This window comes from Winogradskyella sp. 3972H.M.0a.05, from assembly GCF_040493455.1.
Classification (GTDB): Bacteria; Bacteroidota; Bacteroidia; order Flavobacteriales; family Flavobacteriaceae; genus Microcosmobacter.
The window spans coordinates 18,443-34,329 of sequence record NZ_JANFDA010000002.1 but is presented as its reverse complement, the minus strand read 5'-3'; the positions used below and the strand labels follow the sequence as shown (position 1 = coordinate 34,329).

At 35.2% G+C, this 15,887-nt stretch carries 14 protein-coding genes; 13 read left to right on the top strand and 1 reads right to left on the bottom strand.

Annotated elements, in window-relative coordinates:
* The first annotated feature begins 63 nt into the window (after nt 1–63).
* The 5 genes from lpdA (at nt 64) to NCE97_RS03575 (ending at nt 4,241) form a co-directional block, all read left to right on the top strand.
* Entirely contained in the window at nt 64–1,464 is a 1,401-nt protein-coding gene (lpdA, locus tag NCE97_RS03595; RefSeq protein ID WP_353777513.1) for a dihydrolipoyl dehydrogenase, read from the top strand.
* A gap of 140 nt (nt 1,465–1,604) precedes the next feature.
* Nucleotides 1,605–2,456 carry a hypothetical protein gene (locus NCE97_RS03590; RefSeq protein ID WP_353777512.1) on the top strand — a complete coding sequence of 284 codons (852 nt, stop codon included), beginning with the start codon at nt 1,605–1,607 and terminating at the stop codon, nt 2,454–2,456.
* Between the two features lie 181 nt (nt 2,457–2,637).
* Nucleotides 2,638–3,228, top strand: a complete 591-nt coding sequence (locus NCE97_RS03585; protein ID WP_353777511.1) for an RNA polymerase sigma factor — start codon at nt 2,638–2,640, stop codon at nt 3,226–3,228.
* Nucleotides 3,212–3,391, top strand: coding sequence for a hypothetical protein (locus NCE97_RS03580; RefSeq protein WP_353777510.1), 180 nt, complete (start codon nt 3,212–3,214; stop codon nt 3,389–3,391). The genes NCE97_RS03585 and NCE97_RS03580 overlap by 17 nt, the downstream gene beginning before the upstream one ends.
* A 22-nt stretch (nt 3,392–3,413) precedes the next feature.
* Nucleotides 3,414–4,241, top strand: coding sequence for a mechanosensitive ion channel family protein (locus NCE97_RS03575; protein WP_353777509.1), 828 nt, complete (start codon nt 3,414–3,416; stop codon nt 4,239–4,241).
* 140 nt (nt 4,242–4,381) lie between these two features.
* On the opposite strand, the gene NCE97_RS03570 is transcribed toward NCE97_RS03575, so the two are convergent.
* The gene (locus tag NCE97_RS03570; protein WP_353777507.1) at nt 4,382–5,731 is read right to left on the bottom strand and encodes a DEAD/DEAH box helicase; all 1,350 of its coding nucleotides are present in this window, start codon (nt 5,729–5,731) and stop codon (nt 4,382–4,384) included.
* Between the two features lie 65 nt (nt 5,732–5,796).
* Here NCE97_RS03570 and NCE97_RS03565 point away from each other — a divergent pair, with 65 nt between their 5' ends.
* From NCE97_RS03565 to NCE97_RS03530, 8 genes are all read left to right on the top strand, one after another.
* A complete protein-coding gene (locus tag NCE97_RS03565) occupies nt 5,797–7,086 on the top strand; it encodes an anthranilate synthase component I family protein (protein ID WP_353777506.1) in 1,290 nt (429 codons plus the stop codon).
* Nucleotides 7,087–7,139: 53 nt separating this feature from the next.
* Entirely contained in the window at nt 7,140–7,499 is a 360-nt protein-coding gene (locus NCE97_RS03560) for a four helix bundle protein (RefSeq protein WP_353777505.1), read from the top strand.
* An 18-nt stretch (nt 7,500–7,517) separates the two neighbouring features.
* Entirely contained in the window at nt 7,518–8,831 is a 1,314-nt protein-coding gene (tilS, locus tag NCE97_RS03555) for a tRNA lysidine(34) synthetase TilS (protein ID WP_353777504.1), read from the top strand.
* Nucleotides 8,828–10,444 (top strand): adenine deaminase, encoded by a 1,617-nt coding sequence (gene ade / locus NCE97_RS03550; RefSeq protein WP_353777503.1) that lies wholly within the window; start codon nt 8,828–8,830, stop codon nt 10,442–10,444. Before tilS ends, ade begins: the two co-directional genes overlap by 4 nt.
* 177 nt (nt 10,445–10,621) lie before the next feature.
* Nucleotides 10,622–12,091 carry a CoA-acylating methylmalonate-semialdehyde dehydrogenase gene (locus NCE97_RS03545; protein WP_353777502.1) on the top strand — a complete coding sequence of 490 codons (1,470 nt, stop codon included), beginning with the start codon at nt 10,622–10,624 and terminating at the stop codon, nt 12,089–12,091.
* Nucleotides 12,092–12,139: 48 nt separating this feature from the next.
* Complete coding sequence (locus tag NCE97_RS03540) at nt 12,140–12,538, top strand: four helix bundle protein (protein WP_353777501.1); 399 nt, start codon at nt 12,140–12,142, stop codon at nt 12,536–12,538.
* 1 nt (nt 12,539) lies between these two features.
* Nucleotides 12,540–13,871 carry an aminotransferase class III-fold pyridoxal phosphate-dependent enzyme gene (locus tag NCE97_RS03535; protein ID WP_353777500.1) on the top strand — a complete coding sequence of 444 codons (1,332 nt, stop codon included), beginning with the start codon at nt 12,540–12,542 and terminating at the stop codon, nt 13,869–13,871.
* A 39-nt stretch (nt 13,872–13,910) separates the two neighbouring features.
* The gene (locus NCE97_RS03530; protein WP_353777499.1) at nt 13,911–15,872 is read left to right on the top strand and encodes a serine hydrolase domain-containing protein; all 1,962 of its coding nucleotides are present in this window, start codon (nt 13,911–13,913) and stop codon (nt 15,870–15,872) included.
* The last annotated feature ends 15 nt before the right edge of the window (nt 15,873–15,887 follow it).

Below are 15,887 nucleotides of genomic sequence, written 5' to 3'. Positions count from 1 at the left end.
TCCCATAAAACATTTGTACTTTTGTAGTCAATTTTTAATAAAAATTACGACTAAAACTACATTATGAGTACATACGACGTTGCAGTTATAGGTTCAGGCCCTGGAGGATATGTAGCAGCTATTCGCTGTGCACAATTAGGCATGAAAACAGCTATCATTGAAAAATATTCAACACTTGGTGGGACATGCCTCAATGTGGGCTGTATTCCAAGTAAGGCATTACTAGATTCTTCGCATCATTATGAGCATGCCGTAAAGCATTTTGAAGACCATGGTATTGAGGTTCCTGGTGAAGTAAAAGTGAATTTAGAAAAGATGATTGCGCGTAAGCAAGCAGTTGTAGACCAAACTACTGGAGGTATTGATTTCTTAATGAAAAAGAATAAGATCGATGTGTATGAAGGTGTAGGTAGTTTTAAAGATGCAACACATATCTTAGTTGAAGGAAAAGATAAGACTGAGATTGAAGCAAAGTATACCATTATTGCAACTGGGAGTAAGCCATCCAACTTACCGTTCATCAATCTTGACAAAGAACGTATTATAACATCTACCGAAGCTTTAGAATTGAAAGAAGTGCCAAAACATATGATTGTTATTGGTGGTGGTGTTATTGGTTTGGAACTTGGACAAGTATATAGAAGACTAGGTTCAGAAGTAACTATAGTAGAATATATGGACCGTCTTATTCCAACTATGGATGCTGGATTGTCTAAAGAGTTGACTAAAGTTTTCAAGAAAGCTAAATTCAAAGTGAACACGTCTCACCAAGTTAAATCTGTTGAGCGCGAAGGTGATGAAGTCGTTGTAAAGGCAAATAACAAGAAAGGAGAAGAAGTAGAATTTAGAGGTGATTATTGTTTAGTTTCTGTTGGGCGTCGTCCATATACTGATGGGTTAAATGCTGAAGCTGCAGGTGTGAAAATAGATGAAAGAGGTAGAGTAGAAGTTAATGATCATTTACAGACTAGTGTTTCAAATATCTATGCTATTGGAGATGTTGTAAAAGGTGCAATGTTAGCTCACAAAGCATCTGAAGAAGGTGTGTTAGTTGCTGAAACTATTGCTGGACAAAAGCCACACATCGATTATAACTTAATCCCAGGAGTAGTGTATACTTGGCCTGAAGTTGCTGCAGTTGGTAAAACCGAAGAAGAACTTAAAGAAGCTGGTGTTGAGTACAAATCAGGACAATTCCCAATGCGTGCTCTTGGACGTAGCCGTGCGAGTATGGATATAGATGGTTTTGTAAAAATATTGGCAGACAAAAATACAGATGAAATTCTAGGTGTCCACATGATAGGAGCAAGAGCTGCAGATATGATTGCTGAAGCTGTAGTTGCTATGGAATACAGAGCATCCGCAGAGGACATAGCACGTATGTCTCATGCACATCCAACATTTACCGAGGCTATCAAAGAAGCTGCCTTAGCGGCTACTGATGACATTGCATTACATGTTTAAAAACTAGAAAAGATTTTCTAAATATGCTTAAGCGAACTTCTGAAAAAGCGCCTTACTCTATTGCGTTACTCTTGTTCGCTTTTTTGTGCTATAATCTTTCCCATACTCAAACTTACCTAGTTAAACACAATGGTGAAGAGATGCTGTATGATTGGTATAGCATTAAAAACGACAGTGTTTTTCTTAAGGTTAAGGGTAAGAAGAAAAAAATCAGGATCAATGCAAATGAGGTTATAGGGTATTATTCATTAGATAAAAATCGTTTTTACTACTTGAAAAAAGTAAAAGAAGACTCTTTGTCTAAAGCGAAGTATGGATTTTATTTCAGGGAGTTAGAGGGAGAAATAAAAATTTATGTAGATCACCATTCTAGTTCAGACGAAATGCTAAATGGCACTACTGGGACAATTACTGCAAACATAAGTAGTGTTTATACATGGTTTGCAGAAAACGAAGACAATTTCGTTGAGATATTTTCCAATGGAAGAGTTATACGCTTTGGAAGAAGAAAAGGGAAAGAAAATTTTAAATCACTTTTCACGAAAGATGACAAAGTTTATGATTCTATTTTTGAAGAGGAAAGGTATAATTTGAAAAATATCTTTAAAGTAGTTAGTGACTATAATTTGAAGCATCATATCGATAGTCCATTTGAAAACGGGAAAGTTAAAAAGCTAATACTTTTTAGGGATAAAGAAAACTCAAATGCGTCGAAAGTATTGATCGAGTTCAGAAATAAAGAATTGCAACTGGGTCCAAATGAAAAAGTAGAATTGGAGATTCCTACGAATAGCGATACTAAAGTTTGCCTCACTTTTGAAGACAAATATGAATGTTTTTTACTAAGATCGTCTCCTTATTTCGATAAGTGCTATGAAGTAAAGCCTACAAAAGCTGACGATATCAGGATTCAAAATAAAAACAGTAACTCAAGATATTTAAAAGTAAGATTCAGGAATTTTGATAAAAAGAAATCAAAAAAATCTGAATAGATATACCTCATAAAATATTAAAAGCAGCCTCTATAACGGCTGCTTTTTTAATGCAATAATTTCTTGTTAAGTGATTTCAATTTTGACAAAAATTAATTTGTATCTTAAAAAGTAGAAAAAAATGTGACTTTATTTTTAGAATAGTGTCAAAACAGTAACAACCGCTACTAACTAACACTAATTGGAAACCAAAACAAAGACAAGTAAGCTATCTGACGAAGATTTGGTATCCCGGATTGTTAAGACCAATGACACACTGTTGTTCGAGGTTTTATACGATCGGTATGCACTCATGGTATTTAATAAATGCCTTGGGTTTGCTAAAGACCATGATGAGGCCAAAGATCTTACTCAGGATGTATTTTTGAAGCTTTTTGTAAAACTTGCAAGCTTCAAAGGTAGATCCAAATTCTCCACTTGGTTGTATGCATTCACGTATAACCACTGTGTTAATTACGTAACGCGAAACAAAGAAAAAAAGATACAAAAACAATCCATAGAGGTTAAAGAAATAGAAAGCATTTCAGATACCGAAGAAACGGATTACAGTATCCATCAGATGAAAGTTGAAAAACTTAAGTCTGTGTTGAACCTTATTTCTCCAAACGAGAAAATGATTTTATTACTAAAGTATCAGGATTATTTATCTATTAAGGAAATAGCCGAAGCTTTAGATTTAGGTGAAAGCGCTGTTAAGATGAGACTTAAACGTGCTAAAGAAAAACTCATTACTGTTTATACTGAAAAATACGCCAATGGAGAATCCTTTTAAGCATATAGACAAGCCTTTGAAACCAGTGCCTGAAGAGTTGAAGGCAAAGGTAATGAGCGATATAGCCACAGCAAAACTGTTGATGGAATTAGCAGCCTTATTCTCTATAGACGTAGTTAAAGTCATAGAGACAACGATTAGCAAACGAAAAGATAAAAATTAGAATTCTATAACCCTCATATACAATGGAAAAGATAAATAAATGGACACAAATGATGTCAGATTCTCTAAATGCAATTAGTACCGAAGTCGGTAATATTGTTCCCAATATTTTGGGCGCTATAGCCATACTCATAATAGGTTGGTTATTAACCAAAATTATCGTTGGTATTTTGCGAAAAGCTTTAAAATTAGCAAAAGCAGATAAGCTAGATGACAAGATCAATGAGATTGAACTTTTTGGCGATAAGAAGCTTAATTTCAATATTATAAAGATCGTTACAAAGTTTGTAAAGTGGATCATGTATATCATCATTATTATAATGGTTTCAGATATATTGGGTCTCACGATTATCTCTGAAGAGATTTCAAACATCTTACGCTACTTACCAAAACTATTTACTGCGTTAGTCATCTTTACACTTGGTTTGTTATTAGCCAATGCTGTAAAGAATGCGATAAAGTCCTTTTTTGAATCCATGGAGCTATCTGGTGCAAAAATTATCAGCCAGATAGTATTTATGTTACTATTGATATTCATCTCCATTACGGCGTTGAATCAAGCAGGAGTGGACACAGATATTATCACGAGTAATATCACAATGATTCTCGCTGCCTTTTTATTGGCTTTTGCCTTAGCCTTCGGGTTTGGAGCCCAAAAGGTAGTTGGCGATTTACTTCGTACATTTTACGCTAGAAAAACATATGAAATTGGACAAAAGATAGAGTTCAATGATATAAAAGGCGAAGTTGAAGCTATCGATAACATATCAATAGTTATTAAAACCGATAACGGAAAATTAGTAGTCCCTATTAAAGATTTAGTAGAAAGTCAGGTTAAGATACAGGGTTAACTAAAATTTAGGGTTATAGATTTATAGGGATTTGGGCTATACCCAAGTTCGTAACCAAGTATTACTGATTTCTGCTTGCCCTTCTCATGTATTTGAGAAGGGTTTTTTTGATAAATAAACTCTAACTGGTTAATGAAGGGCTATCTGCGTCTCTTCCTGCGATTGGCCTTTTTATCACCACGCGTTTTAGGTTTCTTGTACTTTTTAGCCATAGTACGTCGATAAGAACCTCCTTGATTGGTTTTCTTATTCTTGTCCTTCTTTTCATGAAATGCCTCACCAGCACTATCATCATGTTGCTTTAGAGGGTTGTGTCGCTCCTTTATTTGTGGGCGTTCCTCTTCGATAAGTTCTTTAGAGATTTCAACAGATTCTGGTAATTCTAGCATAGGAATTTGCATCTGCATTAATGCCTCTATGCGTTCAATAGCTTCCTGCTCTTTTTCAGTAGAAAACACTAAAGCAACACCTTCTTTTTCTGCACGACCAGTTCTTCCTATTCTGTGCATATAGTTTTCAGGATAGATTGGTGTATCAAAATTAATAACATGCGAGATATCATCAATATCCAATCCGCGTGCCATAACATCTGTAGCAATCATTATGCGCTGCTCACCACTTACAAACTGTTCTATACTTCTTAGCCTGTAGTTTTGAGTTTTATTAGAATGAATTACACAACTCTCACCATAAAAACGTTCCTCAAGTTGTTCAAACAAGCGATCAGCCATACGCTTATAAGCTACAAAAATCAAGACCTTATTAAAAATGTCTCTGCCACTTAATAAATGCTCTAGTAGGTTAACTTTAGAATAAAAATTAGGAACATCATAATGTGCCTGTTTGATATTGTCTAACGGTGTACCAGAAACAGCAATTGAGATCTTTGTTGGATTGATGAAGAAATCCGTAATCAAAGCATCAACATCTTCAGTCATCGTAGCAGAGAACATAATATTTTGTCTACGCTCTGGAAGAATGTCAAATATATTCATCAGTTGATGTCTAAAACCTAAGTCTAACATAACGTCGACTTCATCAATAACCAACTTCTGTATCGACTTTAGCTGTAAAACACGACTCATGGCTAAATCGTAAAGACGTCCTGGAGTAGCTACTAAAATATCTATTCCTTGAGCAACAGCTTGTTTTTGAGTATTAATATTAGTACCACCATAAACACCCAAGACTCTATTATTTATATACTTAGAAAGCTTTTCTATTTCTTCAACTACTTGTACAACAAGCTCTCTTGTAGGTACCAAAACCAAAACACGAGGGTTTTCTTGTCGGGAGTATGCAAGATTCTTCAGTATTGGTAGCATATACGCAAAAGTTTTCCCCGTACCAGTTTGCGCAATACCTACAACATCTTTACCAGAACTTACGACATTAAACGATTGTTCTTGTATTGGAGTAGGATGCGTAAACCCTAAGTCGTCTAGGGCATTACGTAAAGGCGTGTTTAAGTTGAGATCTTGAAAAGTCACATTATTAAATTCTGTGGCAAAGATAGTTTTTTAACATATTTAAAATTCAGTAATTTGCAATCCTTTTGAGAACACATCATTCGCATCATATAAAGCATCCTAAAGACTTCAAAAAGCAATTGCTAGTTTGGGCTCAGCAATTTGATGATGTTGTGTGGCTCGATTCTAATGATTACCCACAAAGTTTTTCAAATTTTGATGCTGTATTAGCTGTAGATGCAATTACTTTAATTAAAACAGATTATGTCGATGCATTTGAGAAGTTAAAGGAATATCAGTCTGCAACACAAGATTGGTTGTTTGGATATCTTACTTACGATCTTAAAAATGCAGTAGAAAGCTTGGAATCTAATAATCATGACGGTTTACAGTTCCCGGAGCTTTACTTTTTTCAACCAAAAAAATTATTCTTAATAAAAGACGATAAAGTCGAATTACACTATTTAAAGCTAGTTGATGATGAAGTGGAGCAAGATTTATGTGAGATTGAAGCTATAGAAGACTATAAGTTAATTGAGAAGGAATCCATAAAAATAAAGCTGCGTACTCATAAAGATGCTTATTTCGAAAAGGTGAATCACATGTTAGCACACATTCATAGAGGAGATATCTATGAAGCTAATTTTTGCCAGGAGTTTTATGCTGAAGACACTACCATAGATCCCTTGGAGACTTACGAAAAACTAAATGCCATTTCTAAGCCACCGTTCGCTACATTCTTAAAATTAGAAGATAATTATTTGTTGTCAGCGTCACCAGAGCGCTATTTAAAGAAGACGGGAACTACGATCATATCTCAACCCATCAAAGGAACAGCCAAGCGTTCTGAGAATAAAATTGAAGACGATCAGCTAAAAGCACACTTAGCCTCCGACGAAAAGGAACGAAGTGAAAACATTATGATTGTTGATTTGGTAAGAAATGATTTGTCACAAACGGCCCTAAAGGGTAGTGTAGAAGTAAAGGAGCTATGCAGAGTGTATTCATTTCCGCAAGTCCATCAAATGATTTCTACAGTTACTTCTGAAGTTGATATAACTACACATCCTATAGATGTGATTAAAACAACATTTCCTATGGGAAGTATGACAGGAGCACCTAAAATTTCTGCTATGAAAATCATAGAAGAATTAGAAGATGCAAAACGAGGTTTGTATTCTGGAGCAGTGGGTTATTTTTCTCCAGAAGGCGATTTTGATTTTAATGTAGTCATTAGAAGTATCCTATATAGCGAAAGTAAAAAGTATGTGTCGTATTCGGTTGGAGGCGCGATTACAGCAAAGAGTGATCCTTTCAAGGAGTATGAAGAATGCTTAATTAAAGCAAAAGCTATGCGAACTGTATTGGAAAATTAGGGATAAGTAATAAGGCATAGGAAATGAAAAGTTAAATATTGTATGTTTGTTTCATGAAGAGTTATCGCGATTTAATTGTTTGGCAGAAGTCAATGCTGATGGTTACTTTAGTTTATACTTTGCTTAAGCAATTTCCTGATGATGAAAAATTTGGTTTAACCTCTCAAATAAAAAGGAGTTCAATATCAATTCCATCTAATATAGCTGAAGGCTATGGGAGAAAATATACTAAAGAATATAATAGGTTTTTGCAGGTAGCTAGAGGATCATTGTTTGAACTTCAAACACAATTACAAATAGCTGTAAATTTGAAGTTTGCCAATGAAAAGGATGTTCTTGAAATAAAAAATATTTCTATAGAAATTGAAAAAATGCTTAATACATTAATTAAGAAGCTAATACCTAGTAACTAATCCCTTTTATCTATTGCCTTGCAAGATATATTTAAAACAATAATTGATAATGAACTCTCTTTCTTAAAAGAGAAAAAACTCCTCATTGCTATTTCTGGAGGTGTAGATAGTGTGGTATTGACATACCTTAGTCATGAGGTTGGTTTAAATGTAGCTTTGGCACATTGCAACTTTAAGCTTAGAGAAGAAGAGAGCGACCTAGATGAAGCTTTTGTAGAAGAGTTGGCTAAAACATTACAACTAGAAATCTTTACGCAAAGTTTTGATACTAAAGCTTACGCCAAAAAGAATAAACTGTCGATTCAAATGGCAGCGCGCGAACTACGTTACAACTGGTTCCAAGACTTGGCTGAGCAATTAGATTACGATTATATTCTAACGGCTCATCATGCTGATGATAATTTAGAGACATTTCTTATTAACTTTTTACGAGGGACAGGACTTAATGGACTTACAGGAATTCCTAAGATCCAAGGTAAATATGTTCGCCCTTTGTTAGAATTCTCAAGAAAGGAGATTGAACAATATGCAAAAGCGAATGCCATTCAATGGCGAGAAGACAGTAGTAATAGTTCTCGAAAGTATTTGAGAAATAAATTGAGACACGACCTAGTTCCTATTCTTAAAGAAATTAATCCTGAGCTCTTAGAGACCTTCAAGAAAACATTGTCTAATCTTAAGGATATTTCAAGTATAACTGAAGATAGACTCAATGCTTTTAAAGATACTGCGGTTGCTTATAGCAATGAAAATGAAACAGCGTATCATATCTCAGAATTTAAGAATGTAAATAATCCACAAGCATACTTATTCGAGATATTCAAGAAATATGGATTCTCCGAGTGGAATGACGTATTGCATTTACTCGAAGCGCAATCTGGCAAGCAAGTAGTTTCAGAAACACACCGACTTATAAAGCATAGAGAATTCTTGCTTTTAGCTGAAAGAGAATCAGACAATAACTTTTCTGTTTTAGTTAACGCTGAAAGTGTCAAAATAGACACGCCATCTGGTATTCTGTTTTTTGATGAAGCTGATGCAGTCAAAGATCATTCAGAGACATTGGTATATGTTGATAAAAGTAAGCTGCAATACCCATTGGAGATTCGTCATTGGAGAGAAGGTAACTGGTTTTATCCATTCGGAATGACTGGTAAGAAAAAATTGAGTAAATATTTTAAAGATGAAAAGCTGTCACTATTGGATAAAGAGAAGCAGCTAGTATTATGCTCAGGAGATGATATTGTTTGGGTTATCGGTAGACGATTAGATAATCGTTATGGAGTTACTACTAATACTTCAGTAATTTTAAAAATTGAACTTCAAAAATGATAGTAAGAGGCCAAATCGTAGATATTCAAAATAAGCGCATATACAAAGGTGAAGTTCATGTAGAACATGGAAAGATAAAATCTATTATACAAAAAGAGCATGATATAAACCACTACATTTTACCTGGCTTTGTAGACGCACATATACATATTGAAAGCTCCATGTTAGTACCAAGTGAGTTTGCAAGATTAGCAGTATGTCATGGGACTGTAGCAACAGTTTCAGATCCGCACGAAATAGCCAATGTGCTCGGAGTAGAAGGTGTAGAGTTTATGATTGAAAACGGTAATAAGGTACCACTTAAGTTCAATTTTGGAGCGCCATCTTGTGTGCCAGCAACAACTTTCGAATCCGCAGGAGCTGTGATTGATTCTGAGGGAATTAAGCAACTCTTACAAAAACCTGAAATAAAGTATTTAGCTGAGATGATGAACTATCCAGGTGTGCTTTTCGATGATGAAGAAGTCATGAAAAAAATCGCTTGGGCTCAACATTACAATAAACCTGTAGATGGTCATGCTCCAGGGCTCAGAGGAGATGACCTTTCAAAATATATCTCTGCTGGGATATCCACAGATCATGAATGTTTCACCTTTGAAGAAGGTCTGGAGAAACTTCAAAAAGGTATGAAGGTGATTATACGAGAAGGTAGTGCTGCCAAAAATTTTGAAGCCTTAATAGATTTGCTTCCTGAGCATTACGAAAATATGATGTTCTGTAGTGATGATAAACATCCAGACGATTTAATAGTTGGTCACATTAATGAACTCTGTGAAAGAGCAGTTACAAAAGGCATTGATGTTTTTAAAGTTTTACAAGCAGCATGTGTAAATCCTGTAGCGCATTATAACTTGGATGTTGGGCAACTCAATATTGGTGATGCAGCAGATTTTATAGTCGTAGAAGACTTAAAACATTTCAAAACCCTAAAAACAGTTATAGATGGAGAAGTTGTTTTCGATAGTCAATCCAAGATACAATCAGTACCATTTGAGGTTTTAAATAATTTTAATTGTGAACCAAAATCAGTAAATGATTTTAGGTTTAATTCTGAAGCTGAAAGCATAAGAGTCATTGAAGCTCTAGATGGCGAATTGGTTACTAATGAAATTATTTCAGAGTCTTTAATTGCCGATGGTAACCTAGTATCTAATGTCGATAAAGATATTTTGAAAATGACAGTAGTTAACCGCTACCAAGATCAAAAACCATCTATAGCATTTATAAACAACTTTGGATTAAAGGAAGGTGCAATTGCTTCCTCAGTAGGGCATGACTCCCACAATATAATCGCTGTTGGCGTTTCAGATGAAATGATCTGCAAAGCAGTAAACCTGCTTATAGAGCATAAAGGAGGAATTTGTGCTGTGTCCGAATCAGAAGAAAAAGTTGTACCGCTACCAGTAGCAGGCATTATGAGTCATCAGGATGGTGAAACCATTGGTAGGGCATACGCAGAACTCGACACCATGGCAAAACAATTCGGAAGCCAATTGCATGCACCATATATGACCCTATCCTTTATGGCTTTGTTAGTAATACCATCCTTAAAACTTAGTGATAAAGGATTGTTTGACGGAACCAGCTTTAAGTTTACATCATTAGAGGTTTAATTCTTTATTAAGAATCATTCAATATTTTATTATTTCTATTATTGATTTCTCAATAATAACATCGTTTATATATATATTTCTTATATTTGATTAGAGTGCGATTAGAATTAGTCAATACTTGTGACAAAACTTCTAAAGCATTCTTATTTTTTGTTCAAATGTTAATAAACGATTTTGATGATGAATGCTAGTGATACACTTTCCGAAGTAAAAAATTATATAGACGGCAAATTCGAAAAAAATGGTCAAGAGACTATGGATGTTTACAGTCCATTAGATGGTAGTAAGATATCCTCTTTGCCTTTGTCTACACACAACGATGTTGATAGTGCCGTACAAGCCGCAAAAAAAGCCTTTCCAACCTGGTCAGCAATGACCTTTAAAGAGCGAGTTCAAATATTTTTTAGATACAGATCATTACTCGAGAAACACATAGAAGAACTTACAAACCTTGTGCATATAGAAAATGGCAAAACATATGGTGAAGCAAAAGCCGAAGTAGAAAAGAGTATGGAACTCTGCGAATTTGCGGTATCCATGCCACAAATTATTGTTAATGAAGTACAAGAAGTGAGTAAAGGTGTAGAATGTAGAATTGAGCGCAAACCTCTTGGAGTAGTTGCATCAATAACACCTTTCAACTTCCCAAATATGGTTCCGCATTGGACAATGCCAAATGCACTGGTCTTAGGAAACACTATGGTTATGAAACCTTCAGAAGTCGTGCCATTGAGTACAGTACGTATGGCAGAATTGCTCAAAGAAGCTGGACTACCAGATGGCGTTTTCAATATTGTCAATGGAGGCAAAGAAGTAGTAGAAGCCATATGCGATCATCCAGGTATTGAAGCTGTGTCGTTTGTTGGCTCTACCAAGGTTGCCAAAATCGTATATCAAAGAGCTACAGCAAGTTTGAAGCGCTGTGTGGCTTTAGGTGGTGCAAAAAACCATTTGTTAGTGCTACCAGATGCTAATCCAGAAATGACTGCATCTAATGTTGTGGCATCAATGTCTGGCTGTGCTGGTCAACGTTGTATGGCAGCTTCAGTAATGGTAGGTGTCGATAAAGTACAACATATTATAGATCGTATGGTAGAAGAAGCCAAAAGCATAGTTCCTGGAGATAATCTTGGATCAGTAATTACCGCTGAAGCCAAAGCACGTATAGAAGGTTATATTGATGAAGCAGAACGCAATGGCGCAAAAATTTTAGTTGATGGACGAAATGCGACAGTTCCAGGCAAAGAAGATGGATACTATGTCGGACCAACAATTATAGATTATGTCACTACAGATATGTCGGTAGCTAGAGAAGAGATTTTTGGACCAGTAATTTCAATCATCAGAGCCAAAGATTTGGATGAAGCTATAAATATTGAGAATGGATCAAACTATGGTAATGCAGCAGCAGTCTTTACACAAAGTGGGGGCTTAGCTAAACAAGTAATGGAACGTGCTAGTGCAGGAATGATAGGTGTAAATATTGGAGTTCCTGTACCGAGAGAACCTTTTTCTTTTGGTGGTTGGAACGAATCCAAGTTTGGAGTAGGAGATATTACGGGAAGAAGCTCTATTGAATTCTGGACACAAAACAAAAAAACAACCATCAAATGGAATCCTGAAGCTAGAACAAATTGGATGAGTTAATAGGTGTTTGATGCTAGATGAATGAAGTACATTATTTAAAAAATATTAATGAAAGAAAGTCGATTTAAGTTTGAGAATTTACACATTTGGAGTAAAGCAATGGATTTGGGAGAAGATGTAAATGCTTTAATAGATAATTTTCCTAAAAAAGAAAATTATAATTTATCATCGCAAATGTTGAGAGCGGTTGATTCTATTGCTTTGAATATTTCTGAAGGTTCAATAGGTCAATCTATTTCTGAGTTTAATAAATTCATTGGCTATGCAATTAGATCTTTAGCTGAAGTTGTGACTTGTTTACATAAAGCAATAAGGCGAAAATATATAACACAACAAGACTTCAAAGTATTCTATGATGAATCATTTCATTTAATGAATATGATGATAGCTTTTAGAAACAAAATCAATCAATCCTCAGACATCAAACACCAAGCATCAAACAATTAATATGAATGATGAAATCATAAAAAATAACCTCGATTACACACTGTTTTCTTGGGGTAAACAAGGCGGATTAAACCCAATTAATGCATCATATGCCGAAGGTTCCTATTTCTATGACAGAGATGGTAAACAATATTTAGACTTCTCTTCACAATTAATGAACGTGAATATTGGTCATGGAAATCAGCGCATTACTGAAGCAGTTGCAAGACAGATGAAAGAGATGAGTTACGCTTATCCAGGAATGGCAACAGATGTCAGAGGCCGATTAGGAAAAAAGCTTGCAGAAATTACACCAGGAAATTTAACTAAAACATTCTTTACACTCGGAGGTGCAGAAGCTATTGAAAATGGCATTAAACTAGCAAGAATGTATACTGGGCGTCACAAAATTATAACCCATTACAGAGCCTATCATGGTGCTACCTATGGCGCCATAACTGCAGGTGGAGATCCAAGACGCTTTCCTGTAGATAGTCAGGCAATGCCAAATGTAGTGCATGTTGAAAATCCGTATGCATATCGTTGCCCTTGGAATTCTTCGTCTATTGAAGAATGTGGAGAATTAGCATTGGCACATTTAGAACGCGTCATTAAGTTCGAAAACTCTGATAGTGTCGCTGCTATTTTGTTTGAAGGCGAATCGGGTTCATCAGGGTGTATTAAGTATCCACCAATGTATCTAAAGCATGTAAGAGCGCTATGTGATAAGTATGGCATCATGATGATTGTAGATGAAGTTATGAGTGGTTTTGGACGTACAGGTAAAATGTTTGGAGTAGATCATCACGACGTTACGCCAGATATTATGTGCCTTGCAAAAGGCTTGACTTCTGGATATTTACCTCTTGGAGGCGTAGTAGTAACAGATGAAATTGCAGAATACTTTAACGATAATCCCATGACCATAGGATTAACCTATTCTGCGCATCCAACACTATGTGCAGCAGCCTTAGAGAATATCAAGATTATTGAAGAAGATAACTTGGTTGAACGAGCAGCAGAAATGGGTCAGTATATTGAAGCTGAAGTCGAAAAACTAAAAGCAAAGCATCCATCTATAGGAGATTTTAGAAATACTGGTTTACTAGGATGCATTGAATTAGTCAAGAATAGAAAGACTAAAGAACCAACCGTTCCTTGGAATGCAAAGCCATCCGAAATGGAAGCCACAGTTAGAATGGCTGCTAAGATTAGAGAACTTGGAATGTTCACTTTTGTGCGTTGGAATTGGATTTTTATTGCCCCACCTTTAAATATAAGTAAAACTGAAGTAGATCAAGGTTTAGAGATTGTATCTCAGGCTATTGCAATTGCTGACGAATATTGTATTTAAATGATATTCAGATAATATTAAAAGTAAAAAGTAATAATTATGAAAACACTAATCAACGCCCTGATCTTTTTGTTCATTGTTACCACACTACAGGCTCAAGAAATTACAGGTAAGTGGTATGGTGTTTTAGAAATACCGGGTAATTCACTAAGGATACATCTTACAATTACTGAAAATGATGGCGAATATTCAGCCAAATTATTGAGCCCTGATCAAGGCAATACAGTAATTGATGCATCTAAATTTTCTTTTGAAGCTCCCAATATAACAATTGAAATTTCTAGTCTTGGAGCTGCTTACAAAGGAGAATTAAAGGACAAAGAAATACATGGAACATTCACTCAATCAAGAAATAACTTACCATTAATCTTTAGGAGGTCAGAAAAAGTAAAACAATCACCTGAAACAATTGAGGGAAAGATAGATGAGATTTTTGCGTCTTGGGATAATCCAAAAACACCAGGAGGTACTATTGGCGTGATGAAAAATGGAGAAGTAATCTATTCTAAAGCATTTGGTATGGCTAGCTTAGAATATGATGTTCCTAACGCAACCGAGACCATATTCAATATTGGTTCAGTATCCAAGCAATTTACAGCAATGGGTATTGTCCTATTACATGAGCAGGGTAAATTATCAGTAGATGATGATATTAGAAAGTATTTAACCGATTTACCTGACTTTGGACATGAAATCACCATTAGGCATTTATTACACCATACTAGTGGTTTAAGGAGCTTACATGCACTTTTTGGTATAGCTGGTTGGCGTGGTGATGATACTAGAACAAATGCAGATTTGAGACGCGTAATGAAGTATCAAAAAGATCTCAACTTTAAACCTGGAGAAGAGTATTTGTATTGTAATACTGGCTACATGTTTATGGCTGATATTATTGAGAAAGTCACTGGAGAGAAATTTACCGATTGGATGAAAAAGTCGGTTTTTGATCCTTTAGGAATGACCAATTCTTATGCAGAAGATAAGTACAACAGAATCGTACCTAATAATGCAACATCGTATCATTATAATGCAGGAACTTTTGAACGTGCTGTAGAATATTGGGGATATGTAGGTTCTGGAAATGTGCATTCAAATATTAGCGAACTTCTAAACTGGCTGACTAATTTTTACGCACCTAAAGAGGGTTGGGAAAACGCCTTTAAAATGTTAGAAACCCTAGACACCTTTAACGATGGAAGCCATAACAGTTATGCTTTTGGTGTTATAGTAGATGAGTTTAATGGCAAGAAAAGAATACAGCATAATGGTGCAGTTGGCGGATTTAGAGCTTCAGCTGTAACGTTTCCAGAAGAAAAGTTAAGTATTGTGATTCTTTCAAATTTTTCTGCTGCCAATGTAGGTCAGAAAAACAATGCAGTAACTCGATTATTAATAAAAGATGATGGGAATCAGAATACGGAATTTACATCTAAGCTTCCCGATGCTATTTCTCTTAGCTCGAAAGATTTAAAAAAATTCGAAGGTCAATTTTGGAACAACAAAGAAAGCTATGCTAGAAAAATTTATGTTGAAAATGATACACTTAGGTACCATCGCACTCCTGGTAATGTAAGCAAGCTAGTTCCTATAGGAAAGTCTAAATTTAAAATGATAGATGTTCAAGTCGATCTGGTAACAGAATTTGAATTCAAGAATAACAAGCCTGAAAGAATGTTGGTGAAGATTAACGATGACGCTCCTATAGTTATGGATGCTTTTGAAGCTTTCACTCCCTCTGTAAATGATTACAATAAGTATGTAGGGACTTATTTCAGTCCTGAATTAGAAACCCAATATCGATTTTATGTAGAAGGAGATCAGCTTAAGTGGAGGCATATTCGACATGGTGAATTCCCAGTTCAATTTATTGGAAAAGATATTTTGCAAATGATACCTGGAGTTGTTATAAAATTAAAGCGAAATTCTCAGGATAATATTGAAGGATTCTTTGTAACCAATGGTCGTGTTAGAAACCTTTGGTTTAAGAAAGAATATTAAAAACAAATTTCATTT

Excerpts from the sequence above, each read along its gene's own strand:
- lpdA (WP_353777513.1), top strand. The coding sequence starts at position 64 with ATGAGTACATACGACGTTGCAGTTATAGGTTCAGGCCCTGGAGGATAT.
- NCE97_RS03590 (WP_353777512.1), top strand. The coding sequence starts at position 1,605 with ATGCTGTATGATTGGTATAGCATTAAAAACGACAGTGTTTTTCTTAAG.
- NCE97_RS03580 (WP_353777510.1), top strand. The coding sequence starts at position 3,212 with ATGGAGAATCCTTTTAAGCATATAGACAAGCCTTTGAAACCAGTGCCT.
- NCE97_RS03575 (WP_353777509.1), top strand. The coding sequence starts at position 3,414 with ATGGAAAAGATAAATAAATGGACACAAATGATGTCAGATTCTCTAAAT.
- NCE97_RS03560 (WP_353777505.1), top strand. The coding sequence starts at position 7,140 with ATGAAGAGTTATCGCGATTTAATTGTTTGGCAGAAGTCAATGCTGATG.
- ade (WP_353777503.1), top strand. The coding sequence starts at position 8,828 with ATGATAGTAAGAGGCCAAATCGTAGATATTCAAAATAAGCGCATATAC.
- NCE97_RS03545 (WP_353777502.1), top strand. The coding sequence starts at position 10,622 with ATGATGAATGCTAGTGATACACTTTCCGAAGTAAAAAATTATATAGAC.
- NCE97_RS03540 (WP_353777501.1), top strand. The coding sequence starts at position 12,140 with ATGAAAGAAAGTCGATTTAAGTTTGAGAATTTACACATTTGGAGTAAA.
- NCE97_RS03535 (WP_353777500.1), top strand. The coding sequence starts at position 12,540 with ATGAATGATGAAATCATAAAAAATAACCTCGATTACACACTGTTTTCT.
- NCE97_RS03530 (WP_353777499.1), top strand. The coding sequence starts at position 13,911 with ATGAAAACACTAATCAACGCCCTGATCTTTTTGTTCATTGTTACCACA.